Origin of the sequence: Bradyrhizobium sp. C-145, from assembly GCF_023375135.1 — a bacterium.
Lineage (GTDB): Bacteria > Pseudomonadota > Alphaproteobacteria > Rhizobiales > Xanthobacteraceae > Bradyrhizobium > Bradyrhizobium zhanjiangense.
On the sequence record NZ_CP088150.1, the window covers coordinates 9,012,450 to 9,036,303 of the forward strand.

At 63.1% G+C, this 23,854-nt stretch carries 26 protein-coding genes; 19 read left to right on the forward strand and 7 right to left on the reverse strand.

Features of this window, described 5'->3' with window-relative positions:
- Nucleotides 1-17: 17 nt before the first annotated feature.
- Both LRP30_RS42430 and LRP30_RS42435 read right to left on the reverse strand, forming a co-directional pair.
- Complete coding sequence (locus LRP30_RS42430) at nt 18-692, reverse strand: isoprenylcysteine carboxylmethyltransferase family protein (protein WP_249758686.1); 675 nt, start codon at nt 690-692, stop codon at nt 18-20.
- A complete protein-coding gene (locus LRP30_RS42435) occupies nt 692-946 on the reverse strand; it encodes a DUF2933 domain-containing protein (protein WP_249758687.1) in 255 nt (84 codons plus the stop codon). The genes LRP30_RS42430 and LRP30_RS42435 overlap by 1 nt, the downstream gene beginning before the upstream one ends.
- 175 nt (nt 947-1,121) lie before the next feature.
- Between LRP30_RS42435 and LRP30_RS42440 the strand changes: the two genes are divergently transcribed.
- From LRP30_RS42440 to LRP30_RS42465, 6 genes are all read left to right on the forward strand, one after another.
- A complete protein-coding gene (locus LRP30_RS42440) occupies nt 1,122-1,370 on the forward strand; it encodes a hypothetical protein (protein ID WP_249758688.1) in 249 nt (82 codons plus the stop codon).
- Between the two features lie 460 nt (nt 1,371-1,830).
- Nucleotides 1,831-2,238 (forward strand): cupin domain-containing protein, encoded by a 408-nt coding sequence (locus LRP30_RS42445; RefSeq protein ID WP_249758689.1) that lies wholly within the window; start codon nt 1,831-1,833, stop codon nt 2,236-2,238.
- Nucleotides 2,239-2,329: 91 nt separating this feature from the next.
- Nucleotides 2,330-3,298 carry an ABC transporter substrate-binding protein gene (locus LRP30_RS42450; protein WP_249758690.1) on the forward strand — a complete coding sequence of 323 codons (969 nt, stop codon included), beginning with the start codon at nt 2,330-2,332 and terminating at the stop codon, nt 3,296-3,298.
- 324 nt (nt 3,299-3,622) lie between these two features.
- Nucleotides 3,623-4,309: a Crp/Fnr family transcriptional regulator gene (locus LRP30_RS42455; RefSeq protein ID WP_249758691.1), complete on the forward strand. Its 687-nt coding sequence runs from the start codon at nt 3,623-3,625 to the stop codon at nt 4,307-4,309.
- Nucleotides 4,310-4,455: 146 nt separating this feature from the next.
- A complete protein-coding gene (locus tag LRP30_RS45330) occupies nt 4,456-4,884 on the forward strand; it encodes a hypothetical protein (protein ID WP_346016200.1) in 429 nt (142 codons plus the stop codon).
- Between the two features lie 12 nt (nt 4,885-4,896).
- Nucleotides 4,897-5,079, forward strand: a complete 183-nt coding sequence (locus tag LRP30_RS42465) for a hypothetical protein (protein WP_249758692.1) — start codon at nt 4,897-4,899, stop codon at nt 5,077-5,079.
- 120 nt (nt 5,080-5,199) lie between these two features.
- On the opposite strand, the gene LRP30_RS42470 is transcribed toward LRP30_RS42465, so the two are convergent.
- Nucleotides 5,200-5,409 carry a hypothetical protein gene (locus LRP30_RS42470; RefSeq protein ID WP_063707793.1) on the reverse strand — a complete coding sequence of 70 codons (210 nt, stop codon included), beginning with the start codon at nt 5,407-5,409 and terminating at the stop codon, nt 5,200-5,202.
- 184 nt (nt 5,410-5,593) lie between these two features.
- On the opposite strand from LRP30_RS42470, the gene LRP30_RS42475 reads away from it, so the two are divergent.
- The 5 genes from LRP30_RS42475 (at nt 5,594) to LRP30_RS42495 (ending at nt 10,446) form a co-directional block, all read left to right on the forward strand.
- Nucleotides 5,594-6,025 carry a hypothetical protein gene (locus LRP30_RS42475; protein WP_249758693.1) on the forward strand — a complete coding sequence of 144 codons (432 nt, stop codon included), beginning with the start codon at nt 5,594-5,596 and terminating at the stop codon, nt 6,023-6,025.
- A gap of 1,201 nt (nt 6,026-7,226) precedes the next feature.
- Entirely contained in the window at nt 7,227-7,460 is a 234-nt protein-coding gene (locus LRP30_RS42480) for a hypothetical protein (RefSeq protein ID WP_091896907.1), read from the forward strand.
- A gap of 175 nt (nt 7,461-7,635) precedes the next feature.
- Nucleotides 7,636-8,562 carry a complex I NDUFA9 subunit family protein gene (locus LRP30_RS42485; RefSeq protein WP_249758694.1) on the forward strand — a complete coding sequence of 309 codons (927 nt, stop codon included), beginning with the start codon at nt 7,636-7,638 and terminating at the stop codon, nt 8,560-8,562.
- A 156-nt stretch (nt 8,563-8,718) separates the two neighbouring features.
- Complete coding sequence (locus tag LRP30_RS42490) at nt 8,719-9,192, forward strand: GNAT family N-acetyltransferase (protein ID WP_249758695.1); 474 nt, start codon at nt 8,719-8,721, stop codon at nt 9,190-9,192.
- A gap of 102 nt (nt 9,193-9,294) precedes the next feature.
- Nucleotides 9,295-10,446 (forward strand): acyl-CoA dehydrogenase family protein, encoded by a 1,152-nt coding sequence (locus LRP30_RS42495; protein ID WP_249758696.1) that lies wholly within the window; start codon nt 9,295-9,297, stop codon nt 10,444-10,446.
- 184 nt (nt 10,447-10,630) lie between these two features.
- Here the strand turns inward: LRP30_RS42495 and LRP30_RS42500 are convergent, their stop codons facing one another.
- Nucleotides 10,631-12,799, reverse strand: a complete 2,169-nt coding sequence (locus LRP30_RS42500) for an EAL domain-containing protein (protein ID WP_128936957.1) — start codon at nt 12,797-12,799, stop codon at nt 10,631-10,633.
- Nucleotides 12,800-13,259: 460 nt separating this feature from the next.
- Between LRP30_RS42500 and mepA the strand changes: the two genes are divergently transcribed.
- The 4 genes from mepA to modC all read left to right on the forward strand — a co-directional run bounded on the left by mepA (nt 13,260) and on the right by modC (nt 16,679).
- Entirely contained in the window at nt 13,260-14,204 is a 945-nt protein-coding gene (mepA, locus tag LRP30_RS42505) for a penicillin-insensitive murein endopeptidase (protein ID WP_249758697.1), read from the forward strand.
- Nucleotides 14,205-14,516: 312 nt separating this feature from the next.
- Nucleotides 14,517-15,302, forward strand: a complete 786-nt coding sequence (gene modA / locus LRP30_RS42510) for a molybdate ABC transporter substrate-binding protein (protein ID WP_249758698.1) — start codon at nt 14,517-14,519, stop codon at nt 15,300-15,302.
- Nucleotides 15,303-15,315: 13 nt separating this feature from the next.
- Complete coding sequence (modB, locus tag LRP30_RS42515; RefSeq protein ID WP_128936960.1) at nt 15,316-16,011, forward strand: molybdate ABC transporter permease subunit; 696 nt, start codon at nt 15,316-15,318, stop codon at nt 16,009-16,011.
- 2 nt (nt 16,012-16,013) lie between these two features.
- Complete coding sequence (gene modC / locus LRP30_RS42520) at nt 16,014-16,679, forward strand: molybdenum ABC transporter ATP-binding protein (RefSeq protein WP_128940266.1); 666 nt, start codon at nt 16,014-16,016, stop codon at nt 16,677-16,679.
- Between the two features lie 102 nt (nt 16,680-16,781).
- Here the strand turns inward: modC and LRP30_RS42525 are convergent, their stop codons facing one another.
- Together LRP30_RS42525 and LRP30_RS42530 are read right to left on the reverse strand one after the other, a co-directional pair.
- Nucleotides 16,782-17,042: a PepSY domain-containing protein gene (locus LRP30_RS42525; RefSeq protein ID WP_128936962.1), complete on the reverse strand. Its 261-nt coding sequence runs from the start codon at nt 17,040-17,042 to the stop codon at nt 16,782-16,784.
- 261 nt (nt 17,043-17,303) lie between these two features.
- Nucleotides 17,304-19,097 (reverse strand): potassium/proton antiporter, encoded by a 1,794-nt coding sequence (locus tag LRP30_RS42530; protein ID WP_249758699.1) that lies wholly within the window; start codon nt 19,095-19,097, stop codon nt 17,304-17,306.
- Nucleotides 19,098-19,306: 209 nt separating this feature from the next.
- Between LRP30_RS42530 and LRP30_RS42535 the strand changes: the two genes are divergently transcribed.
- The 4 genes from LRP30_RS42535 to radC all read left to right on the forward strand — a co-directional run bounded on the left by LRP30_RS42535 (nt 19,307) and on the right by radC (nt 23,416).
- On the forward strand, nt 19,307-20,623 hold the full coding sequence (locus LRP30_RS42535; protein ID WP_128936964.1) for a mechanosensitive ion channel domain-containing protein: 1,317 nt from the start codon (nt 19,307-19,309) through the stop codon (nt 20,621-20,623).
- Nucleotides 20,624-20,751: 128 nt separating this feature from the next.
- Nucleotides 20,752-21,570 carry a type I methionyl aminopeptidase gene (map, locus tag LRP30_RS42540; protein WP_128940269.1) on the forward strand — a complete coding sequence of 273 codons (819 nt, stop codon included), beginning with the start codon at nt 20,752-20,754 and terminating at the stop codon, nt 21,568-21,570.
- 81 nt (nt 21,571-21,651) lie between these two features.
- The gene (locus LRP30_RS42545) at nt 21,652-22,473 is read left to right on the forward strand and encodes an intradiol ring-cleavage dioxygenase (RefSeq protein ID WP_249758700.1); all 822 of its coding nucleotides are present in this window, start codon (nt 21,652-21,654) and stop codon (nt 22,471-22,473) included.
- Nucleotides 22,474-22,702: 229 nt separating this feature from the next.
- Nucleotides 22,703-23,416, forward strand: a complete 714-nt coding sequence (gene radC, locus LRP30_RS42550) for a DNA repair protein RadC (protein WP_249758701.1) — start codon at nt 22,703-22,705, stop codon at nt 23,414-23,416.
- 47 nt (nt 23,417-23,463) lie between these two features.
- Here the strand turns inward: radC and LRP30_RS42555 are convergent, their stop codons facing one another.
- Complete coding sequence (locus tag LRP30_RS42555) at nt 23,464-23,838, reverse strand: hypothetical protein (RefSeq protein WP_091896841.1); 375 nt, start codon at nt 23,836-23,838, stop codon at nt 23,464-23,466.
- Between the last annotated feature and the right edge of the window lie 16 nt (nt 23,839-23,854).

A 23,854-nucleotide genomic window follows, 5' to 3' on the forward strand; every position in this document is an offset into this window, starting at 1 on the left:
ATCTCCTCGCGCGAGGGTCAGCCGTGACGATAGCCGCCGGAAGGGCCCTGACCGGATTGCCGGTTGGGATGGGGAAAGAACGCCGGCACCTGCGCAGCGTACCGCGCATAGGTCTCGCCGAACTGGGCCCGGGTCTCGCGCTCCTCGTCTCTGGCAAGCTTCACATACATGACGGTCAGCACCGGAAACATCGCCAGCGTGAGGATGGTCGGCCACTGCAACAGGAAGCCGAACATCACCAGGACGAAGCCGACATATTGCGGGTGCCGGACGTAGTTGTAGGGGCCGGTGGTGGCTAAGCTGCGGGTCTGCTGCGCGTCGTAGAGCACTTTCCAGGCGGCGGAGATCAGGACGAACCCGGCGCCGATGAAGATGAAACTGAGAATGTGGAAGGGTCCGGCGTGCGGATTGGTCTTCCAACCGAACATCATCTCGAGCAGGTGGCCGGCATCATGCGAGAACCAATCGACATTCGGGTAGTGCGACTGCAGCCAGCCCGACAGGAAGTAGATGGTGAGCGGGAAGCCGTACATCTCCACGAACAGCGCCACCAAAAACGCGCTGAAGGCGCCGAAGGAGCGCCAGTCGCGGGAGGTCTGCGGCTTGAAGAAGCTGTAGGCGAACAGGATGAACACCGCCGAGTTGACGATGACGAGGCCCCAGAGGCCGTAGGCGGGCGCGGCGTCGTGCATCACGCGCTCCTCGAATCGTTCGGCCGGCCGCTGCCGTGATGGTGAGCATGTCCGCCATGCATGAAGAGATGCATCAGCGGACAGGCGAGGAGCGGGAGCCAAATCAGGAGCCCGAGCACGTGAGCCCTGTGCTCGGTGAACAGGAGCGCAGCGGCGATGGCCAGAAATCCGATCAGGACCAGGCTGGCCTTGGCTTTGACGGACATGCCCTCCTGCGGGGGCTCTCGATACCCGGAATGGTCCTGCACCGACATTGGCGCGCTCCTATGATTTACAGAGCATAGGAGCACCGCTGCTATCCTTGTTGACGCAGATCAACCGCTCTCAAACTGCGGCGACAGAGCTACGAAGCTCATTCCTTGACCTTGCTCAAAGCCGATGTGCCGCGGAGGCCTACCATGAAAGCTCCCGCAATCCGGAGGACCGAACATGATCACCAAGAAATTCGTCGTCGCCATTGGCATCGTTTCCCTGCTGGCCGTTCCTGCGGTGGCTCAAACCACGGACAAAGAGAAGAATGGCCATCACTACAGCGGCGGGCCGAAGACCGAAGTCCCGCATCACATGGGCAGCAAGAAGGAGACCACCGGCGCCTCGACGAAGTCCTCATCGGGCGGTCATCATTACACCGGCGGACCCAGCACCTCGACGCCTCACCACATGAGCGACAAGAAGTAAGACCACCGTTTCGGGGGGCGTGAGCCCGAATCCACTTCTCCACCTTGCTTGCCGCACGACGGATTCCGGGCTCGCGCTTCGCGCGCCCCGGAATGACGGCGAGCGCTGCCAAGAGACGATCAACGGCGGCAATATCTGAAGCAACGTTTTTTAACGGGGATCGTGGTGCTTCCAATAGTAGCATTCCTCGTCCACGCACTGTTCGAACAGCTGGCCGGATAGGACGGGTTGAGCTCTTGCCAAACTATCGCTCAAATTGGCGGACGCAGAATCGAGATGAGCTCGATCCGATTTGTGAGGATGAAGCTTGATGGGTTTCGCTTCGCTCTACCCATCCTACGAGCTGGCTGTCACAAAGCTTGTCTCCAACGGCCTTGGCAATAAGCACCGCGACGAATAATCTAGCCGCGCTTATACTGAAACAGGCGTTTATCTTTTTATTATTCTGGGGGAGATCTCAATGAAGCTCGCTCACATTTTGGCGTCGATTGCGCTGGCCACAATCGTCGTCGTGAATCCTGTCGCTCTCGCACAAGAGCCTCCGAAGCTGAAAGTGACTCCATTGCAGAAGGAGCCGCTGACGGGGCAATCGGACAAGGAAGTTATCTCCCTGATCGTCGAGTGGCCGCCTGGCTCCGGCACCGGCCTCCATACCCATCCCGGCGACGAATACACGACCGTGCTCGAAGGCGAGGTCATCGGTCGAAAAGAGGGCAGTGAGGCCAAGACCTATACGGCGGGACAATCCTATCACAATGAACCCGGCGTCGTTCACGAAGCAAACAACAAGGGAAGCGTTCCTGCAAAAACATTCAACGTCTTCGTGGTTGAGAAGGGAAAACCAGTAACTGAACCAGTGAAGCGGTAGAGATTCTCGAATCTGCGATTTCCGTTCTTGGACCTCTATCGTTGGCACCTCTGCCTTCAGTTGGTCCAAGGCGCTTTCCGAGGTCGCACGCATGAAACGGCGCGAATTCATTACGGCCTTTGGCGCTGCGGCAATGACTTTGCCATTGCCCGCTCAGGCGCAGAAATTGGCAATGCCGGTGATCGGCTCTCTCAATCGCCCGAGCCCCGGGTCGGAGACGTTCGGAGAGGCGTTTCGCCGCGGCCTCAAGCAAATGGGATTTGTTGAAGGCCAGAACGTTTCCATCGCGGGACGTTGGCCCAACGCCAATGAAGAACTGCGAGACGCCGCAGCCGACTTGGTTCGTAAGCGCGTCGCTCTGATCTTTACCGCCGACAATGGCGGGGCATTGGCCGCCAAAGCGACGACCTCGGAAATCCCCATCGTGTTCGTGGTGGGCCTCGATCCAGTCGCTATGGGCCTGGCTGCCTCCATCAATCGCCCGGCCGGTAATGCCACTGGGGTTGCGTTCCAGGTGAGCGCGCTGGAGCCGAAGCGGTTCGAATTGCTGCATGCTCTACTACCCCACGCGTCTTTGGTGGGCGTGCTGGTCAATCCGGACAATCCAAATGCGGATGTAACAAGCCTGCGATCAGCCGCATCCTCCTCGGGGCTGCAACTGCTTGTTCTGGAGGCGCGAAACCTCGCCGAGCTGCAACAGGCGTTTGCGACATCGGTCGAACGTCGAGCAAACGCGCTGCTTGTAACCTCCGACCGCCTCTTCAATCTTGAACGTCGTCGTGTCGTTGATCTAGCGGCGCGTAGCGCCATGCCCACAATGTACCCGTGGCGCGATTTTGCTGACGCCGGCGGCTTGATGAGCTACGGCAACAGTCTGACCGACGCCTTTCGGCAAGGCGGGATCTATGTCGGCCGCATTCTGAAGGGGGACAAGCCGGCCGACCTGCCGATTTGGCAGCCCACCAGATTTGAGTTCGTGATCAACCTCAAGGTCGCAAAGACGCTGAACCTCGAAATCCCGCCCGGTCTGCTGGCGTTTGCGGACGAGGTGATCGAATAAGACTAACGTCCGCTTGGGCCATACCGGACAATGCAATGGGCTAGTCGATGGCCGGTGGGCAGCGGACATCGATCAGCCGAAAACTTCGATTAAACCGACGAAAATGACCCCAAACGGACCTCAACTATCATCCACCAAGCTCCCGTTTAGGTATCCAGAGCGCACGAACGATTGCCGGGCCCCCTGCACGGCAACGTAAGAATTGTGAGGAACGGATCGACCTCATCCGACTTTGTCGTCACGTACCCCTTCCGTGGTAACGCCCTCGGAGCGTTGATTTACCCCCTGCGGACCGGCCCGACCGATGGGGCGATAGGTGCGCAAGTGGATGATCCTCTTCGCAACAAGCTCTTGGCCCTTCTTCCGCTACGGGACCTCGAGTCTGTAAGGGAGAGGTCGTCGGTCGTCGGGTATGCCCAAGGCGATGTTGTTCAAAAGGAGGGGCAGGAAATCACGGCCGTTCACTTCCCGCTATCGGGCATGTTCTCGCTTTTGGTCGTGCTGAAAGATGGTCGGACGGCCGAAACGTCCGTCGTCGGGCGGGAAGGCATGATCGGAGCCCGTGCGGGCCTTGGGCCGCCGCGCAGGTCCCTCGTTCGCGTCGTCGCCCAGCTACCGGTTCAAGCCTTGAAAATTTCAGTGAAGGAGTTTCGGAACTTGGTGACGCACAGCGCGCCTATGGCGGAGCTGTGTGTCAGGAGTGCTGACGTGTTGCTCGACCAAACCAGGATGACAGCTGCCTGTAATGCGCTGCATGGCGTCGAGCAGCGCTTCTGTCGGTGGTTGCTACACACGGCGGACCGCGCGGAAAGCGATCACTTCGTACTGAAACAGGAGCTACTGTCCGAGATGCTGGGCGTGCACCGCACATACATCACGGATGTCGCAAACAGGCTGCAAAAACGAGGAGCCATTGCCTATTCGCGGGGAAAACTTCAGATCCTGGATCGCAGCCTCGTGCGAGATTTATCGTGCGAGTGCTATGGCCTTCTCAAGCGAAATAGTTCCTAGCATTTCTTTCGAGCTCGCGAATATTTACGTCGACAACCAGACATAACGGGTATCTACTTCTTCGATCACCGCACCGTCCTTAAGGCAGTTATCGGTGAAGAGAACGCCGGTTGCGCTCCCGCCCCAACTTAAATGGAGCAGCGCCGATGCGACGCCGTTTCAAACAAACCAGCACCCTCGAACAGCGGCTGCTCGAACAGGCAGAACGTCTGCGCCAGCGGGCCCAAGCCACTCCGCCCGGCGTTGAACGCGAAGGACTTTTGCGTCGTGCGCGCCAAGCCGAAACCGCTTCCCGCGTCAACGACTGGCTTCGTCCAAGGAATTGCGGCCGCCAACCTAGCGCGGAGCAGCAATTTAATATGGTCGGATACCGAGCATTTATTATCGGCGAGGATGGTCACATCTGCGATGCGCGGGTGATTGAGGCGGCCAGTGATGAAGCCGCTGTCAAGGCCGCACGGCGCTTCATCAACCGCCACGGCATCGAGATATGGCAACTCGGTCGCAAGGTCGCGATCCTTGACGCCGATGATGCAGCGCCGAGTGCTGCCGCCACGCTCCCGCCTGCTAAATAGCGAAGCAACGCGATGCTCATTCTAATCGACAATCCGGAGCACCGCGCCGAGCTGATCTCGCGAGTTCGGGCCCGTATCGATTGCGAAATTGAAGAGGTGAGCGAAGCGCTGTGCGAAGGTCGCCCAGCGACCCGCTCCTTACGCTTGCTTGAGACGCTCACGAAAATCCTGGCAGAGCTGGAGGTGCAAAAGTAAGCCGCCTCGGTTGGCGGCCTTTTTCATTTCGAACGTCACCTGTTGGCCCGTCGCGACATTGCACTGCCGCGCGATCCCGGTCGCTAACGGGGGCATAGGATGTGCAGAGGACTCAGTCGTTCAGAGATGAGCACGCGGCAATAGCCATCCCATGATCTTCTGATACGGATCGCGACGACTGCGGACGAATGCGTTCTCGTTCTGCTGAGCGGCTGTTCTGGCGAATTCAGAAATCCCCTCCATAGACTGCCGTTTATCCTTCGGAAGCTTCGCCCATTGGCGAATGATCTTCCGGCGGGCTTCGCGTTGCTTTTCCCTTACGTCAGGCATCGGGACGCTCCTTGAAGAGGATTTATTCCGGTCGACCTAGTATTGTTTGGGCTCACTAGAACTTCAACGTCGAATCAAGAACTCTTAGCCCCTCTGATCGTGCGGCGCTATACACGGGAGCGAGTCTCATATTGGCTTTGCAGGCCCGCCGTCCTAGAATTGCGGCGATCGCAGGACGGGCGAAATGCAGTTTGTTTGCGACGCGCCGAAGGGCAAGACCTGGTTCCGTATCGAGACGGAAGGTGAAGCGATGCATGAGTCGCGCCTGATGGGTCACACAGTTGAGAAATATTTCCGCCGCGAGCGGGAGAAGGCAATCCAGTCCTGGCGTCCCGAGCGGCCCAACGCGATTGAGCGCGACATCGGCCTCGAGGCCCATATACAGCGAGAGATGCCGCTTTTCCTCACGCTGCGCGACAGGGAGGGCAATGCACTGACGACAGCGATGCTGCCACCCGGTGGCAAGGATCGCGGCGGGTTCCGGATCATCATCGTTGCCGCATCCAATGCCGATCCTTATCCTCAGCAGGGCGCGGCCATCGCTGCACTGGGAGCGCATTTCGGTCTCACACTCGATCGCAACCGCTGCTTCCCCTACGGCCGCCAAGGAGCCTGACAAGTATCGCCGCTTGATTGGAGCGATGTCGGCTCATGGGCCCTTCACGTCATTTGCTGCGGTTGCACACCAGGTTGGACTTGGCATTTCACCCGCACTGTTTCTAACCTACAGCGTAACACTGGGCATGGTTTACGGCTCACTCAATTCCTGACTTGTTTGAACCGCAAACTGAAAGAGGCCGCCAACTGAAGCGGCCTTAGTATCGCTCCCAATTCCTTCGGCTCGGGCGCTCTTTTGTGAGCGCCGGGGGTCACTCTTCTAGTCCGGTATTGCTAATCGCAACGGCGGACCCTGCGGACCGAACCGTCGTCGCGCTCGATCGTGACGGTGCGGCATCCACCGCGATATCCGCGATCATATCCGTAAGCGCGATAAGCGGGTCGATCGTACTCTCGGTAGTAACGCCGCTCCGGGCCCACTCTCACGCCACCGAGCGGAGTTTCAACGGCAACTTGAGCTGACGCGGGCGCGATGGAGATCGGCGTGGCGATAGCGAAACCAGCAACCGCCATTACACCGGCCAATAACAGAGTTCTCATACGAGTTCCTCCTGAGTTCTCGCAATTGCCTTCCAACATCCCAGGTAGGGCAAGGTTCCTGCACGAAACTCATCCAAACGGCGGACGGCTCAGACTTAGGTCGCCCGCCTCGGAACACGAACGGTGCTGGCCCGCCGCGCATATTCCTGAACCAAACAAATACCGACCGGAATGTCTGTTGAGGGTCAGCCTCCGAAGAACTCGCTTTCAGCACAACGAGTCAGCCTTACTTCAATCAGCCGACATCAAGGCGGAGTTTGCAGAGGTCTGCATCGAGCCAAAGCGGCGGTGCATTTCTGCAGCTACACAAGGGGACGAAAGGTCCGAGCCCCTGGCGGGAAATGGCGGCTAAACATTCGCCGCAGCCCGCAAACTGCATTGGCAAAAATCGCGCACATCCTCGGATTTTCGAAAGGCATGGCGCAAGTTGACGATTCGACCAATCAACTTGATCCCGTCTCTAAAGTTGTCCTCGGGATGTCGACTGAGGTGCTTCAGCGGCCGGTGCACACTGGCTCCTAGACGATCTGAAGCAAGTCAGGTCGAATAGGAACAATTGGTGAACTCCGCCGTTCGTAGCGCACCGGCCGATGAACGTTCCAGGTCAGCCAAGAAGGCAGCTCAAACTCGCAAACGCCGCGTGGCGTGAAGGAGGCACAATGTCGACATGCGAAACCTGCGGCAATGACTATGACAAGAGTTTTCAGGTGGTGATGAACGGCCAGGCGCACACGTTCGACAGCTTCGAGTGCGCAATTCATGCCTTGGCGCCAACGTGCAAGCATTGCGGAACGCGCATCGTGGGACACGGCCTGGAAAAGAGCGGCACCTACTATTGCTGCGACCACTGCGCCCAGAAGGAAGGCGTGACCGACCTCCGCGATCGTGTGTAAAGCCAGGAATAGACCCGGCGGCGTTGCACGCAGCTTCCTCGGGAATTTTGGCGCTCACGCGGGGGACGGTGAAATGAAACGGACTGCCGTTGCTGGGCACCGCTTTCGCGAGAATAGACGACCGACGAGCCTGCGGTCTCCGCTGGCTTGAGACGATCTCAGTACGAGTTGCGCTATGGCGCCCGCAAATAATCGCCTTGTTACGGTGTTCGGTGGAACGGGGTTTCTCGGCCGCCGCGTTGTTCAACATTTGCTCCGGTCGCCCGAGTTTTTCGTTCGGATTGCATCAAGACATCCCGAACGAGGCAGACAGCTTTTTGGTCACGACGAGCCACGCCTCCAATCCGTGAACGTCGATCTACGCGACGAAGGTTCGATAGCCGCTGCTGTTGATGGCGCATATGGCGCCGTCAACGCGGTCAGCCTCTATGTTGAACACGGACAGGAGACTTTTCATTCCGTGCATGTGGAATCAGCCCGGCGATTGGCTGCCAGGGCACATCGAGCTGGCGTCAAGCGGCTCATCCACGTTTCCGGTATCGGCTCTGATGCCACGTCGCCGTCCCTCTATATTCGCAAGCGTGGCGAAGGCGAACTCGCGGTCCGCGCAGCATTTCCTGAGGCTACGCTGGTTCGCCCGGCGGTCATGTTCGGCCCGGATGACGCGTTTCTCACCATCATCCTCAAGCTGCTCCGCCGATATCCGATCTATCCGATGTTCGGCCGCGGATCGACGCGATTGCAGCCGGCCTATGTTGACGATGTGGCCGACGCGATCACAAGAGCGCTTCCGAGCACCGAATCGAACGCAATCACGTATGAATGCGCGGGTCCTCGCATCTACACCTACGAAGAGCTTCTCAGAACCGTCGCGCACGCAGCCGGCCGCAGCCCCATGCTCATTCCAGTACCGTTTGCTGCTTGGCATGTCGCGGGATGGATTTCGGAGCTGCTTCCAAGGCCGCCCATCACACGGAATCAGGTGGAGTTGATGCAGATCGACAACATAGCGTCGGTGGGAATGCCAGGGTTTTCCGAGCTTGGAATCCCGCCGCAATCAGTCGAACAAATTGTACCGGCAATGCTACGGGAAAGCTCGTAGGATGGGTTGAGTTCTTGCGAAACCCATCGCCCAGATGGGCGGACGCAGAATCTGGTAATGCTTTGTTAGCTCGATCCGATTTGTGAGGAAGAGGTTTGATGGGTTTCGCTTTGCTCTACCCATCCTACGAACTACTGCTGAGCGAGTGGAGCGATAATGGAATGCACGATCCGACTGGCACGTGAGGACGACGCTGCTGACATCAGCGCGGTCATCCTGCGCGCGCTGCGCGAAACCAACGCGAAGGACTATACGGGCGAGATCATCAAAAGGGTCGAGCGCAGCTTCAGCCCAGACGCAGTGCACCAGCTGATCGGGAAACGCACCGTTTTCGTCGCCTCGATGGGCAGCCGCGTGGTTGGAACGGCAAGCCTCGACGGAAGCGTGGTCCGTACGGTCTTCGTGGCTCCCGATATTCAGGCCCGAGGTATCGGCAAGCGGCTGATGGCAGAGATCGAGCGCACAGCGCGCGAGCGAAGCATTCCCTCGCTGACCGTTTCGTCTTCGATCACCGCTGAAGCATTCTACGCACGGCTCGGGTTCAAGGCCCTGCGCGACAGCTATCACGATGACGAACGCACGATCATCATGGAGCGATCGCTCGATGATCCGAGCCGGTCCGCGCCATAGTACGTAGCCCGGATGGAGCGAAGTGATCTTGATCCTCGGCGCCAAATAGACGACCATCGCGTTCCTGACCGCTCACGGCAGAATGGGCGAGGAAACGCAGCAATGAACGCAACTCCCGGAGTTGGCCTGGTCGAACGTGCCCGCGCCATCGCGCCGCTGATTGCGAGCGAAGCGAATGAGATCGAGCTCACGCGGCGGCTGACACCCGCGGTCGTTTCCGCGCTGATCGGGAACGGGCTCTATCGCGCCCTCCTCCCGCAAAGCCTCGGCGGCGCTGAAGCCCCGATCGAGATCTTCATGCAGATGCTAGAGGAGATCGCGAAGGCGGATGCCTCGACCGCCTGGTGTCTCGGCCAGTGCAGCGTCTGCGCGATGATCGCGGCCTCGCTCGACCATGACACCGCGCAAGAGATCTTCAACACGCCGCCCGGCATCCTCGCCTGGGGTGCGATCGCGCATGAGGCGCGCGCGGTCGAGGGCGGCTATCGCGTCACGGCGCGCTGGGATTTTGCCTCGGGCTCGCGGCAGGCGAGCTGGCTGGGGGCGCATGTGCGTATCGTCAATGCCGACGGCACGCCACGGAGGAATGCCGACGGGGCGCCGGAGGTGCGCACCATTCTGTTTCCGGTCGCGAGCGCCGTGCTGCACGATGTGTGGCAGGCGATCGGGCTCGCGGGCACCGGCACCGATTCCTACGAGGTCAGCGATCTCTTCATTCCCGAGCGCTTTACAGCGTTTCGCGACGTGCCGTGGGCGCTGCGCGAGAAGGGTCCGCTCTACAAGATCGGTACCGGCTCGACCTTCAGCCTTGGCTTCGCCGCGGTCTCGCTCGGCGTGGCGCGGGCGACACTGGATGCGGCAATCGCGCTGGCGCGTGGAAAACATCAGTCACTCGCGGCCAGCGCCATGCGCGACAACGGCGCGGTCCAGGGACTGATCGGCCGCACCGAGGGCGATTTGCGCGCCGCGCGCGCTTATCTCTATGCGACCGCGCATGCGATGTGGCGCGATCTGTCCGCGACCGGCGAGTTCAGCGCCGCGCATCGCAGTGCGGTGCGGCTGGCGGCGACCTGGACCATCCATCAATCGGCAAAGGTGGTCGACGCCGCCTATCACATGGCCGGCGCGACCGCGGTGTTCCGCAGCAATCCGTTCGAGCGGCGGTTTCGCGACATGCATGCGATCGCGCAGCAGATCCAGGCGCGCGACACGCATTATGAGGATGTGGGGAAGGCGATTTTGGCGGGACGCTGAACGGCAGCCGCGATGACGTTGCACTCCCTCGCCCCGTTCTTACGGGAGAGGGTTGGGGTGAGGGGCCTCTCTCCGCGGATGCGATCGGCGTGAGACCAGTACCCCCTCACCCGGATTGCTGCGCAATCCGACCTCTCCCCGCAAGCAGGGAGAGGTGAGGCAGCATCACGCTCTTGCGCCGCACTCACGCCACCAGCGCGGCGTCCTCGTCCGTGGCGTCGATGCCACGCTGCGCCGCCAAGAGGCTGATGATCTCCGCATTCGGCCTTGCCTTGCTGAACAGAAAGCCCTGACCCTCGTCGCAGCCCTCGGTGCGCAAGCAGCTGAGCTCGGCTTCAGTCTCGACGCCCTCGGCGGTGATGGTGACCCCCAAGCCCTTGCCGAGGCTGACGATGGAGCGGATGATCGCCTGGGCTTCGCGGTTGGCGCCTAAATCGCGCACGAAGGACTGATCGATCTTGATCTTGTCGAAGGGGAAGCTGCGCAAATAGCTGAGGCTGGAATAGCCGGTGCCGAAATCGTCCATCGAGATGCGCACGTCGAGCGCGCGCAGCGCATGCAAGGTCGCCAGCACCTGCGCGCTCTTCTCCAAAAGCAGCGTCTCGGTGATCTCGAGCTCGAGCCGCCGCGGCGGCAGGCCGGAATGTTTCAGCGCGTCCGTCACCATCGACAGCAGATTGCCGCTGCGGAATTGCAGCGGGGACAGGTTGACGGCGACACGGACGTCGTCCGGCCAGGCCGCGGCATCCAGGCACGCGCGGCGCAGCATCAGGCCGCCGAGCGGGTTGATGAGGCCGGTGTCTTCGGCGACCGGAATGAACTCGGCCGGCGAGACCATGCCGCGCTCGGCATGCGGCCAGCGCACCAGCGCCTCGAACCCGGTGATGCGGCCGCTCTGGAGGTCGATCAGCGGCTGGTAATAGGGACGCAGCACGTCATTCTGGATCGCGTCGCGCAGCTCAACCTCGATCTTGCGCCGGCTCTGCGCTTTTGCATCCAGCGCCGCCTCGAAGAAGGCAAAGGTGCCGCGCGAATCGGCCTTGGCGCGCGACAGCGCCATGTCGGCGCTCTTGAGCAGCTTTTCGGACTCATCGCCGTCGCCGGGTGCCATGGCGATGCCGATCGAGGCGCCGATCACCACGGAATGGCCGTCGAGCAGATAGGGATCGGCGATGGCTTCGAGCAGGCGCTTTGCCAGCATCACCGCGTCCTCGGGACGTGCCAGGCCACTTTGGACAATGGCGAACTCGTCCGAGTTCAACCGCGCCAGCGCGTCTTCCTCGCGCAAGGTCGAGCGCAGCCGCTTGGCGACGCCGCGGAGCAGCTTGTCGCCGACCGCGTGTCCCAGCGTGTCGTTGACCGCCTTGAAATTGTCGAGCCCCAGCATCAGCAGCGCGACCTTGTCGGTGCTGCGCCGCGTATGCAGCAGCATCTCGTCGACCTGCTGGCGCAGCAAATTGCGGTTCGGCAGCCCGGTCAGCCCGTCATGCTGGGCCATGAAGGCGAGCCGCGCCTCGGCGCGCTTGCGCTCGGTGATGTCCATCAGCGCGAGCAGGACTGCGGGCCGCTCGGCATAGGTCAGTTCGCGCGAGTAGATCGCAAGGTCGATCAGCGCACCGTCGGCCTTGACGTGCTTCCAGGTGCGCCCGGCCTGCTCCGCGCCGGTTGGATCGGGGGTCCAGGGCGGCTCGCTGTCGAAGGCCTGCAAGGAGCGAATCTTGAGCCGCTCGAACTCGGCGCGGCTATAGCCATAATGAGCGATCGCGGCATCGTTGACGCCGAGGATGCGTTCGTCGTCCAGCGCGCAGACGATCATGGGCACGGGATTGCCGTCGAACAGCAGCCGGAACGAGGCCTCGCGCTGCTTCAATTCGGTGATGTCGACGCGCAGGCCGACGACGCCGCCGTCATCGGTCAATCGCTCGTCGATCAGGATGACGCGGCCGTCAGCGAGCTTCTGCTCGTGACGCGCGCCGGGCTGATAGAGCTTTTGCAGCCGCTGCGCGATCCACTCGTCTTCGTGGCCGACGGCCTCGGGATAATCGCCGCGGGCCACGCCGATGCGTAGCGTGTCCTCCAGGCGCGCGCCTTCGACGAACAGATCGGCGGTCTTGCTGTAGATCTCGGCGTATTTCTTGTTCCAGAGCACGTAGCGGCCGTCGGCATCGAGAAACACGATGCCCTGCGGCAGAATGTCGATGGCCTGGCGCAAGCGCTCATGGGATTTGTGCGCTTCCGCGATCGCGGCTTCCGCCTCGGCGCGGCTGCGCAAGAGTTCATCGCGGTCGGCAGGCGGATGAGGCGTGCGCGCGAAGCGCGGCTTGCGCGGCTGTCGGCCGGCTTGGGCAAGCACGTTGCGCTTTCGCTTTCCTGTCTTTCGAGACCCCAAACTCAACTTCACTCGTCCCAGTCACGCCCAGTGACCGCAAGCTTTGGGGCAAGTGTCTGAAAAAAAAGTAATCTTGCCAGGCTGCGGCCCGCGCGAGTGGCCGCTTGCTGCCTGTTTGCGAGGCGTGGCTGCGTCGACGGGCGTCGCCAACCTCATCCCGGCGCCGCGGTGAAGGACCGATCTGGCGCAAAATTGCGCGCGCGCTTGAATCATTTCCGAAATCGCGCGCGATTGCATGCGAACCGCGGTTATTCCTCACGTCGCGCACGAATTTTGGTCAATGCAGAACAGGGTTATCGCGCGATTAAGGATCGACCATCGCGCGTGCGACTTTGGGATGACGCGACGGATGTTGGCTGCCCGTGTGATCGCTGCATTGCCCTCTCCTTAACCCTGACGCGGCGTTGGGTTATAAGGATTCGGCATGAGTCCCCGCCGCCTCGCTCCTCTCCTGCTTTTTGTGACACTCCTGGCCGCCGGTCGCGCGCTGGCCCAGGACAAGGGCAGCGTCACCCCAAAACCGCTGCCGCCGCTCACCAATCCGAACGACCCCTCCCTCGCCGCCAAGGAGCTGTTCGCGCGCAAGCTGCTGCCGTCGAAGGGATCGGCCCATGTCATCGGCTCCTACACCAAGGGCTGCATCGGCGGCGCCATGCAGATGCCGCTCAACGGCGACAATTGGCAGGTGATGCGGCTGTCGCGCAACCGCAATTACGGCCACCCCGACATGATCGCCCTGATCAAGCGGCTCGCGGCCAAAGCGCACAAGGACGCCGGCTGGCCCGGCATCCTGGTCGGCGACATCGCGCAACCCCGCGGCGGGCCGGCGCTGTCAGGCCATGCCAGCCACCAGATCGGTCTCGATGCCGACATCTGGCTGACGCCGATGCCGGACCGCCGGCTCTCGCGCGAGGAACGCGAGGAGATGTCGGCGGTGATGATGGTTCGCCCCGACCGGCTCGACGTCGATCCGAAGGTGTTCACGCCAGGCCATGTGCTGGTGCTGCGCGATGCGGCGCGGGAGCCGGCGGTGCAGCGCATCTTCGTCAATGCCGCGATCAAGAAGGCGCTGTGCCGCGAGGCCAAGGGCGACCGCGCCTGGCTGTCGAAGATCCGCCCCTGGTGGGGCCACGACTATCACTTCCACATCCGCATGCACTGTCCCGCGGGCGCCGGGGAATGCGAGGGCCAGCCGTCGCAATCCGAGGACGAAGGCTGCAAGGCCTCCGATCTCGCCTATTGGTTCTCGGATGCCGTGCTGCACCCCAAGCCGCCGCCGGAGCCGCCGAAACCGAAGCCGCCGATGACGCTGGCCGACATGCCGGCGGCATGCAAAGCCGTGCTGCATGCAGCGGATGCGAAGCCGTAGCCTCTCAGCCGTCGTCCTGGCGAAAGCCAGGACCCATTACCCCAGGGAGGAGACGTGACACGAGCTGATAACTCCAGTCTTCGCAAAACTACTCCTGGGGTAATGGGTCCTGGATCGGCGCTCCGCCGGTCCGGGACGACGAACGAGGTTTGACCTGAGGCCGAGGGCTGCTATCTTCGCGAGCAGCGATATCCCTGCCGGCCGTAAGCCGTCGCAAGGCCCGTGGAACAGCGCGTCCGCCCGTCGCATCAGACCCACCCAACGCCAGATTTGCGCGCGTCACCGCGCGCGAGCTTGCACGGAGCGCTATCCATGTTTCGTATTGCCGCACTTGTCACCGCCGTCGTCATCCTCGCGGGCGCAAGCCCGTCGCCCGCCGCCGCCGAGGACAAGACCATCACCGTGTTCGCGGCCGCTTCGATGAAGAACGCGCTCGACGAGATCGACGCGGCCTACACCGCCAAGACCGGCGTCAAGTTCTCCGTCAGCTATGCCGCAAGCTCGGTGCTGGCCAGGCAGATCGAGCAGGGCGCGCCGGCCGACATATTCGTCTCGGCCGATACCGACTGGATGGACTACGCGATCGCCAGGAAGACCATCAACGAATCCACCCGCGTCAACCTGCTCGGCAACAGCATCGTGCTGATCGCGCCGAAGGACTCCAAGGTCGACAACGTCACGATCGCGCAAGGCTTCGATCTCGCCAAGCTCGCCGGCGATGGCAGGATCGCGACCGGCGACGTGAAATCCGTGCCGGTCGGCAAATACGCCAAGGCTGCGCTCGAGAAGCTGGGCGCCTGGCAGGCCGCCGAGCCGAAATTCGCCATGGCCGAGAGCGTGCGCGGCGCGCTGACGCTGGTGGCGCGCGGCGAGGCCGTGCTCGGCATCGTCTATGCGACCGACGCCAAGGTCGAGCCGGGCGTGAAGATCGTCGGCACCTTCCCGGCGGATTCGCACCCCGCGATCATCTATCCCGTCGCGGCGACCACGACCGCGAAGGGCGAGAGCAGCGACTATCTCGCCTTCCTGCGCTCGACGGCCGCCAAGACCATTCTGGAAAAATACGGTTTCAAATTCCTGATCAGCCCCACCACGTGATATCTCCGGCTTGATGTCCGAGATTTCACCCGCCGAATGGACGGCGATCCTGCTTTCGCTCAGGGTCGCCATCATCGCAACGCTGGTGGCGACGCCGTTCGGCATCGCCCTGGCATGGCTGCTCGCGCGGCGCGATTTCTGGGGCAAGTCGCTGCTCGACGCGACCGTGCATCTGCCGCTGGTGCTGCCGCCTGTGGTCACCGGCTATCTGCTGCTGCTCAGCTTCGGCCGCCGCGGCCCCGTCGGCAGTTTCCTCGCCGACCATTTCGGCATCGTCTTCTCTTTCCGCTGGACCGGCGCTGCGCTCGCCTGCGGCGTGATGGCGTTTCCGCTGCTGGTGCGGCCGATGCGGCTGTCGATCGAGGCGATCGACCGCCGGCTCGAGCAGGCCGCCGAGACGCTTGGCGCGGCACCCTGGAAGGTGTTCTTCACGGTGACGCTGCCGCTGGCGCTGCCCGGCGTGCTCGCCGGCATGGTGCTGGGCTTCGCCAAGGCGATCGGCGAGTTCGGCGCCACCATCACCTTCGTCTCCAACATTCCCGGTGAGACCCAGACGATCTCGTCCGCGATCTATTCGCTGATCCAGACGCCCGACGGCGACGCCGCGGCGGGACGGCTCGTCATCGTCTCGATCGTGCTCGCGCTCGGCGCGCTGATTGCGGCAGAATGGTTCGCCCGCCGCGCCACGGCGCGGCTGCACGGGAATTGACCATGCTGCGCGTCGATGTCGAGAAACAGCTGGGTGAGTTTTCGCTGCACGCGTCCTTCACCAGCGAGGGCCGCGTCATCGGCCTGTTCGGCGCCTCGGGCGCCGGCAAGACCTCACTGGTCAACATGATCGCGGGCCTGTTGCGGCCCGACCGCGGCAGCATCGTGATCGACGGCGAGACCGTCGACGACACCGCGGCCGGCGTCCATGTGCCGGCCTGGCGCCGCCGCATCGGCTATGTGTTCCAGGACGCGCGGCTGTTTCCGCATCTCAACGTGGCGCAGAATCTCGACTATGGACGGCGGATGAACGGCCTCGCCGCCGATCCGGCCCAGCACAAGCGCATCATTGATCTCCTCGACATCGGCGCCCTGCTCGGCCGCCGGCCCGGAAAGCTCTCCGGCGGCGAGCGCCAGCGCGTCGCGCTCGGCCGCGCGCTGCTGTCGAAGCCGCGCCTCCTGCTGCTCGACGAGCCGCTCGGGGCGCTCGACGAGAGCCGCAAGCTCGAGATCCTGCCCTATCTGGTGCGGCTGCGGGACGAGGCCAACGTGCCGATGGTCTATGTCAGCCACGACGCCGCCGAGCTGCGCCAGCTCGCCACGCAGATCGTGATGCTGAAGCAGGGCCGCGTGACGAGTTTTGGCGGGGTGAAGGTGTTGACATCGTAGCCCGGATGGAGCGCAAGCGTAATCCGGGGCGGTGCCGCGGGTGAGAGCGCACCCGGATTTCGCTTTCGCTCCATCCGGGCTACGCGGCAGCATCATTCAGAGCTACCAGCCGCGCTCGACGTTGCGCACCTCGCCCGTCCTCGCATCGACATAGACTTCCATCCAGCGGCCGACACGATCCCGTCCATCAACCTCCCATTCGTCGCCGAGGAAGTTGGTGTGCGAGACCGTCACGACGCCGAGATCTGTCGCGACATCGAGGGCGGCCTGCATCGAGATCTGATCGCCGGTGTCATAGGCCATCGCCGGTGCGGCAGCGCCGAGCGCAAGGGCTGTGAGAATCGGAAGGATGAACTTTCGCATTGCATACTCCTGTCAGTCCAGGCGGCTACGCGCCTTAGAACGAGCGGCATGGCGGAGTGTTCCGGGTTTCAAGGTCACGAAACCGCGCAAATCTTCGGCGGTTGCGGCGATTTGGTGGCGGTTCCTCTTCGTGGTCGTCCTGGCGAAAGCCAAGACCCATAACCACCGACTGCGGTTTAGTGAGGACTCGTGGTTGCCACTCTCGGCAACAACTTGTTTCTGGGGTGATGGATCCTGGCTTTCGCCAGGACGACACCCAAGTTAAACCCCCGCCACCGACGCCCACACATCGGCGAGCTTGCGCCGCAGCGCTTGCGTGCGGGTCAGTGGCGCGGGGGTCTCGTCCTCTTCCGGCAGGCGTAGACCGACGACGTTGACGCGGCCGCCGGAGATCGAGCGCGCGACCAGCACGATCGTATCCAACGCGAGCTCGGCGCCCTCCTTCGGCGCGCGATCGAGATGAACATCGAAATAATCGGCCAGCGTCAGCTTGCCGTCGTCCGCGCCGAGCTTCACGCCGTAGATCTCGGCGAGCTCGGCAAGCGTGTGCTCGCCGGAGACCATGAAGTCGCCGAGCAGATGCGGATCCGGCGCCGAGCTCGGCTGCATGTCGACGAAGAAGCGGTCGAGCGCCTCGGCCTTTTCCGGCGGCGCCAGCAGGTAGATGTAGTCGCCCGGCGCGACCGGATCGGCCTCCGTCGGCGTCAAGATGCTCTCGTTGCGGATCACCAGCGTCGGCTTGGACCAGGACGGGATCAGGCCGCGGCGGAAATACAGGCTCTTCGGCCGCACCGGATAGCCGACCAGCTGCTGCTCGAGCTGGCCGGGCAGATCCAACTCGACGCGGCGCGGACCGCGCTCGGCGCGCGGCAACGCGACATGCAGCTTGCGCGCGGCGGGCGCCAGCGTCCAGCCTTGCAGCAGCAGCGAGATGATGACAACGACGAAAGCGACGTCGAAATAGAGATAGGCCTTGGACAGGCCGACCAGCATCGGGATCGACGCCAGGAAGATCGCGACGGCACCGCGTAAGCCCGTCCAGGCGATGAAGACCTTCTCGCGCCAGTTGAAGCGGAACGGCGCAAGGCACGCGAGCACCGCGAGCGGCCGTGCGACCAGCATCAGCATGAGAGCAACGGCGACTGCCGGCAGCACGCTGGCACCGAGCCGGCTCGGCGAGACCAGGAGGCCAAGCAGCACGAACATCACGATCTGCGCCAGCCAGGTCGCGGCGTCCAGGAAGGCCACCACCGAATTATGCGCCCGCGTCGGCCGGTTGCCGATGATGATGCCGGCGAGATAGACCGCGAGGAAGCCTGATGCGTGCATGATCTGCGAGCCGCCGAAGATGACGAGCGCGCCTGTCGTCACGAACGGCGCATGCAGGCCCTGCGGCAGCGCCACCTGATTGAGCGCGATCACGACCAGGCGTCCGCCGATGACGCCGACCACGGCACCCAGCACCGCCTCCTGGACGAATTCGATCAGCACATGGCCGGGCGAGCTCGATCCCAGCGAGATGTACTCGACCAGCATGAGCGTGAGGAAGATCGCAAACGGATCGTTGGTGCCGGATTCCGCCTCCAGCGTCGCGCCGACGCGCGGGCGCAGGCGCAGACCCTGGGTGTGCACCAGCAGGAAAACCGCGGCGGCGTCGGTCGAAGCGACCACGGCGCCGACCAGCAGCGATTCCGTCCAGTTGAGATCGAGCGCGTATTTCGCGAATGGCGCCGTGATCAGCGCCGTCAGCAGCACGCCGATCGTCGCGAGCACCACGGAAGGCGCGAGCACGGTGCGGATGCTGGCAAAGCGCGTCCGCAAGCCGCCATCGAACAGGATCAAGGCGAGCGCGACCGAGCCGACCAGATAGGTGGTGCGGACGTCGTCGAACTGGAGCTGCCCGGGGCCGGAATCGCCCGCGAGCATGCCAATCGCAAGGAAGACGAGCAGCAGCGGCGCGCCGAAGCGCAGCGCAAGCAGGCTCGAGAGGATGCCGGCCATGACGAGGACAGCGCCGAGCAATATGGCGAGACTGACGGAGTCGAGGGAGGCCATCCACCTTCCGGGTACAAATCGCTGGAATTGCATCCTTATCGTCGGCGGACTCGCGCGCCAACCCATTTTCTCCCGCTCGCGGCAATCTGGCCGCATTTTGCGGCCTTAACGCGCATCACTTCGCGGTGTATCGATGGTCCGGCGGTGCCCTTTGTGGGATTCTGCGGCTCCCTCGAATCAATCGCCTGCTTCCCGACGAGACCGACCCGATGGACATGGACCTCAAGGATTTCATGGAGTTCGTGCAGACCACCGCACGCAGTGTCGGGGCGGAAATCTCCTCACCCTGGTTCTACCTGCAATTCGGTCTCATCCTGACCGCGGCCGGCATCGCCTATGCCGCGGAGGCGGCCATTCGCATCCGCGTCGATATGACGTCGCTGGCGATGCGCTGGCCGCTGCCGCTCCGGCACTTCGTCCGGGTGATGGTCGCAAGCGCCTCGACGGCGGTGTTCACGCTGCTCGTGATCATTTCGCGCGTGGTGATGTACCATGCGACCTGGCCGAGCCGCAGCTATCTGTTGATGGTCGCGGCCAAGCTCGGGCTGGCGTGGCTCGTGATCCGGCTGCTCACCTCGGTGCTGCGCAACGCCTTCATCGTCAAGCTGGTCTCGATCACGGCGTGGTTCGTCGCCGCGCTCTCCATCCTCGGCCAGCTCGATGCGACGGTCGAGCTGCTCGATTCCTTCGCCATCGTGCTCGGCGGCCTGCGGCTGACCCCGCTGTTGGCGCTCAAGGCCGGCGCGCTGCTGCTGATCGCGCTGTGGCTCACCAACATCGCGAGCAATTTCGCCGAGAGCCGGATCAATGCGACCACCGATCTGACGCCGTCGGTGCAGGTGCTGCTGGTGAAAATCATCCGCATCGGGCTGCTTGCGGTTGCGATCGTAATCGCGCTCGGCGCGGTCGGGATCGATCTGTCGGCGCTCGCGGTATTCTCCGGCGCGGTCGGCGTCGGCATCGGTATCGGCCTGCAGAAGATCGTCGCCAATTTCATCTCGGGGATCATCCTGCTCGCCGACAAGTCGGTGAAGCCCGGTGACCTCGTCACCATCGGCGACAACACCGGGCGCATCAGCGCGATGAAGACGCGCTATATTTCGGTCGCTGCCGGCGACGGCCGCGAATTCCTGGTGCCGAACGAGGATCTGGTGACGCAGAAGGTCGTCAACTGGACCTATACCGACAAGAACACGCTGGTGAAGATCGCCTTCGGCACCAATTACGACGCCGACCCGCGCCTGGTTTGCAAGCTCGCCGCCGAGACCGCCGCCGCCCATCCGCGCGCGCAGAAGGGCAAGCCGCCGAATTGCATTTTGACCGAGTTTGCCGAGGCCGGCATGAAGTTCTCGCTGACCCTGTGGCTCGCCGATCCCGACGGCATGGACACCGTCAAGAGCGACGTGATGCTGGCGCTGTGGGACGCCTTCAAGCGCGAGGGCATCCGGGTTCCCTACCCCGTCCGCGAAATCCGCATTCGAGGTGGCGCGCTACCGGTGGAAACCACCGTAGAAGTCCCGAATTAGGCCCGCTTTTGGGTGCAAAGTCACGCTCGGCTTGCATGAAGGCCCGCAATCATTAAATTAGGGCCTGAAATCAAGCCTTTCCGCCGAACATCGAAATTAGGCCCCCGAGCCCGGAAGACAGTTCCCGCATGAGCTACGTCGAAGCCACTGATACCTCCCTGCGCAAGACCGGACAGATCAAGCTGCATGGGCCGAGCGCCTTTGCCGGCATGCGCAAGGCGGGCGCACTGGTGGCCAAGTGCCTCGACGAGCTCACCGACATCGTCGGGCCCGGCGTGCCGACCTCGCGCATCGACGAATTCGTCCGCGACTTCGCCTTCAGCAACAACGCCTATCCGGCGACGCTGATGTATCGCGGCTACCGTTACTCGACCTGCACCTCGCTCAATCACGTGGTCTGCCACGGCATGCCCGGCGACCGCCCGCTGAAGGAAGGCGACATCGTCAACATCGACGTCACCTTCATCGTCGACGGCTGGTACGGCGATTCCAGCCGGATGTATGCGGTCGGCCCGATCGCCCGGAAGGCCGAGCGGCTGATCGAAGTCACCTATGAAGCGATGATGCGCGGCATCGCCGCGGTGAAGCCCGGCGCCACCACCGGCGACATCGGCTACGCCATCCAGAGTTTCGTCGAGCCGCAGGGCATGAGCGTGGTGCGCGATTTCTGCGGCCACGGCCTCGGGCGCATGTTCCACGACGAGCCGAACATCATCCACATCGGCCGGCCCGGCGAAGGCGTGCAGCTCAAGCCCGGCATGTTCTTCACCATCGAGCCGATGATCAATCTCGGCAAGCCGCACGTCAAAATCCTCTCCGACGGCTGGACCGCAGTCACCCGCGACCGCTCGCTGTCGGCGCAGTTCGAGCATTCGGTCGGCGTGACGGCGACGGGCGTCGAGATCTTCACGCTGTCGGAGCGGCACGGCGAGAAGCAGATCGGCTGATTGCCGGCACCATCGCAGCGCGATCTTGCCGTCCTCTCGGCCGATCACGATCTCCCGCCAGAGCTAATGGGAGAGAGATGAGTGAACGGATCGACGCGGCGCGGATTCCTGGGGTTTGTATCGGCCAGTGCGGCGGGATTGCTCCAGAGCGGCGCGAAGGCCGCTCCCGCTTCAACGGACGCTGAGCCGGCCTGCATCCTGACGCCCCAGGCGGAGGAAGGGCCGTTCTATGCCGACCCGAAACTCGTTCGGTCCGACATCACGGAGGGCAGGCCCGGTGTGCCACTGACACTACGGCTGCGCGTGATCGAAGCCGGGCCCTGCACGGCAATCAGGGACGCCCGGGTCGACATCTGGCATTGCGATGCAAAAGGCCTCTATTCGGCGTTTCCCGGCCAGGGCGACGGCCACAACATCGACGCGACCAGCAAGACGTTTTTGCGCGGCACGCAGATGACCGACGAGGCCGGCTGGGTTGCGTTCAATACCATCTATCCCGGCTGGTACGACGGCCGCGCCACGCACGTCCATTTCAAGGTATTTTTGGACGACCGCACGGTGCTGACCGGGCAGACTTTCCTGCCGGACGCACTGAACGAGTTCATCTACATCAACGTTCCCGCCTACAAGGACCGCGCCCGTCAGCGCACGATCATCAACGCCAATGACCTCGTGATCGGACGCTCCGATCCCGAGCATCGCGCCTTCTGCGCGGTGAAGGAGGAGCGCGACCGCTACGTTGCGACGCTGACGCTCGGCGTCGACCGCCGCACCGATGCGACCGTCGGGCGCCGCGGACGTCCGCCGGGTCCACCGCCGTCAGGCATGGGCGGATCGATGTTCGGCCGCCCGATCAAGGACAGGCTCGCCGCACTGGTGCCGGGGTTGAAGCCGGGGCGCTAGAGCTGCGTCTCTGACGTCTGGTTCACTCAATGTCATTCCGGGGCGCGACGAAGTCGCGAGCCCGGAATCCATTCAGCCGCGTACGCTGTGGCCCGATGGATTCCGGGCTCTCTCGCTCCGCTCGAGCCGCGGAATGACGGAATGGACTGTTGGGGTCACAACGCCAGAGCGGCGCCGTGCCGCAATTGACGGTTGCAAAAACGCCGGCCCCCGGCAATGCTGGCGGCCGATGCCCGCCAAGCCAGACCACGACAAAAGCAAGCCTGAGGACACGCCGCATTATCACGGCCATCGCGAGCGGCTGCGCGAGCGCTTCTACAACGCGGGCGCGGATGCGCTCAGCGACTACGAGCTGCTGGAGATGGCGCTGTTTGCCGCGCTGCCGCGGCGGGACACAAAACCGCTAGCGAAGACGCTGATCAAGACCTTTGGCTCGTTCGCCGAGGTCGTGCATGCCCCCGTGGCGCGCCTGCGCGAGGTGGACGGCGTCGGCGAGGCCGCAATCCACCAGCTCAAGCTGATCGCAGCGGCGGTCCACCGCGTCGCCAAAGGCGAGGTCAACAGCCGCAACGCGCTGTCGTCCTGGAACGAGGTGATCGACTACTGCCGCACGAGCATGGCCTTCGCCGACAAGGAGCAATTCCGCCTGCTCTTCCTCGACAAGCGCAACCAGCTCATCGCCGACGAGGTGCAGCAGACCGGCACCGTCGACCATACCCCGGTCTATCCACGCGAAGTGATCAAGCGCGCGCTCGAACTCTCCGCGACCGCGCTGATCCTGGTGCACAACCACCCCTCAGGCGATCCCTCGCCCTCGCAGGCCGACATCCAGATGACGAAGGCGATCATCGACATCGCAAAGCCGCTGGGGATTTCCGTGCACGACCACATCATCGTCGGCAGAAGCGGGCATGCCAGTTTGCGCGGGATGCGGCTGATCTAAGGCATCTAAATTGTCCTTTCATGGCGCGCCTTGCTAGCGCTTGTCGCTTACGGTTCGACCCAGCGCTGCACCGCTTCGACTGTGTCGGCCGGCGTGGTGTTGAAGCAGATCGCGGCTTCCGGCGCCAGGCGGTGGACGAGGTTGAGCACCTTCTCGAACAGCAGCAGCCGTTCCTTGGGCTCGCGGAGCCCGGCGCCGATCACGATGCAGTCGAAGCGCTCGTCGCGCAGCGCCGCCGTCACGGCGGCCTCGGCGGTCGCATCGAGATCGATCAGACAGCTCGTGACCTCGAAGCCGAGGCCGCGCAAACGCAGGAGCTGGGCCTCGATGTAGCTGCGGACATGTTCGGGCGTGAGCTGCGGGAATGCGCTATAATCCGCATTGCCGGGTTCGATGCCGATCGCGAGGACACGTTTGGCCATGCGGATCTCCCAACGG

Coding starts and splice junctions, on each gene's coding strand:
- modA (WP_249758698.1), top strand. CDS start 14,517: ATGTTTCGTATTGCCGCACTTGTCACCGCCGTCGTCATCCTCGCGGGC.
- map (WP_128940269.1), top strand. CDS start 20,752: ATGAGCTACGTCGAAGCCACTGATACCTCCCTGCGCAAGACCGGACAG.
- LRP30_RS42435 (WP_249758687.1), bottom strand. CDS start 946: ATGTCGGTGCAGGACCATTCCGGGTATCGAGAGCCCCCGCAGGAGGGC.
- radC (WP_249758701.1), top strand. CDS start 22,703: ATGCCCGCCAAGCCAGACCACGACAAAAGCAAGCCTGAGGACACGCCG.
- LRP30_RS42495 (WP_249758696.1), top strand. CDS start 9,295: ATGAACGCAACTCCCGGAGTTGGCCTGGTCGAACGTGCCCGCGCCATC.
- LRP30_RS45330 (WP_346016200.1), top strand. CDS start 4,456: ATGCGACGCCGTTTCAAACAAACCAGCACCCTCGAACAGCGGCTGCTC.
- mepA (WP_249758697.1), top strand. CDS start 13,260: ATGAGTCCCCGCCGCCTCGCTCCTCTCCTGCTTTTTGTGACACTCCTG.
- LRP30_RS42480 (WP_091896907.1), top strand. CDS start 7,227: ATGTCGACATGCGAAACCTGCGGCAATGACTATGACAAGAGTTTTCAG.
- LRP30_RS42470 (WP_063707793.1), bottom strand. CDS start 5,409: ATGCCTGACGTAAGGGAAAAGCAACGCGAAGCCCGCCGGAAGATCATT.
- LRP30_RS42555 (WP_091896841.1), bottom strand. CDS start 23,838: ATGGCCAAACGTGTCCTCGCGATCGGCATCGAACCCGGCAATGCGGAT.
- LRP30_RS42430 (WP_249758686.1), bottom strand. CDS start 692: ATGCACGACGCCGCGCCCGCCTACGGCCTCTGGGGCCTCGTCATCGTC.
- LRP30_RS42535 (WP_128936964.1), top strand. CDS start 19,307: ATGGACATGGACCTCAAGGATTTCATGGAGTTCGTGCAGACCACCGCA.
- LRP30_RS42525 (WP_128936962.1), bottom strand. CDS start 17,042: ATGCGAAAGTTCATCCTTCCGATTCTCACAGCCCTTGCGCTCGGCGCT.
- LRP30_RS42485 (WP_249758694.1), top strand. CDS start 7,636: ATGGCGCCCGCAAATAATCGCCTTGTTACGGTGTTCGGTGGAACGGGG.
- LRP30_RS42465 (WP_249758692.1), top strand. CDS start 4,897: ATGCTCATTCTAATCGACAATCCGGAGCACCGCGCCGAGCTGATCTCG.
- LRP30_RS42450 (WP_249758690.1), top strand. CDS start 2,330: ATGAAACGGCGCGAATTCATTACGGCCTTTGGCGCTGCGGCAATGACT.
- modC (WP_128940266.1), top strand. CDS start 16,014: ATGCTGCGCGTCGATGTCGAGAAACAGCTGGGTGAGTTTTCGCTGCAC.
- LRP30_RS42475 (WP_249758693.1), top strand. CDS start 5,594: ATGCAGTTTGTTTGCGACGCGCCGAAGGGCAAGACCTGGTTCCGTATC.
- LRP30_RS42445 (WP_249758689.1), top strand. CDS start 1,831: ATGAAGCTCGCTCACATTTTGGCGTCGATTGCGCTGGCCACAATCGTC.
- LRP30_RS42440 (WP_249758688.1), top strand. CDS start 1,122: ATGATCACCAAGAAATTCGTCGTCGCCATTGGCATCGTTTCCCTGCTG.
- LRP30_RS42490 (WP_249758695.1), top strand. CDS start 8,719: ATGGAATGCACGATCCGACTGGCACGTGAGGACGACGCTGCTGACATC.
- modB (WP_128936960.1), top strand. CDS start 15,316: ATGTCCGAGATTTCACCCGCCGAATGGACGGCGATCCTGCTTTCGCTC.
- LRP30_RS42530 (WP_249758699.1), bottom strand. CDS start 19,097: ATGGCCTCCCTCGACTCCGTCAGTCTCGCCATATTGCTCGGCGCTGTC.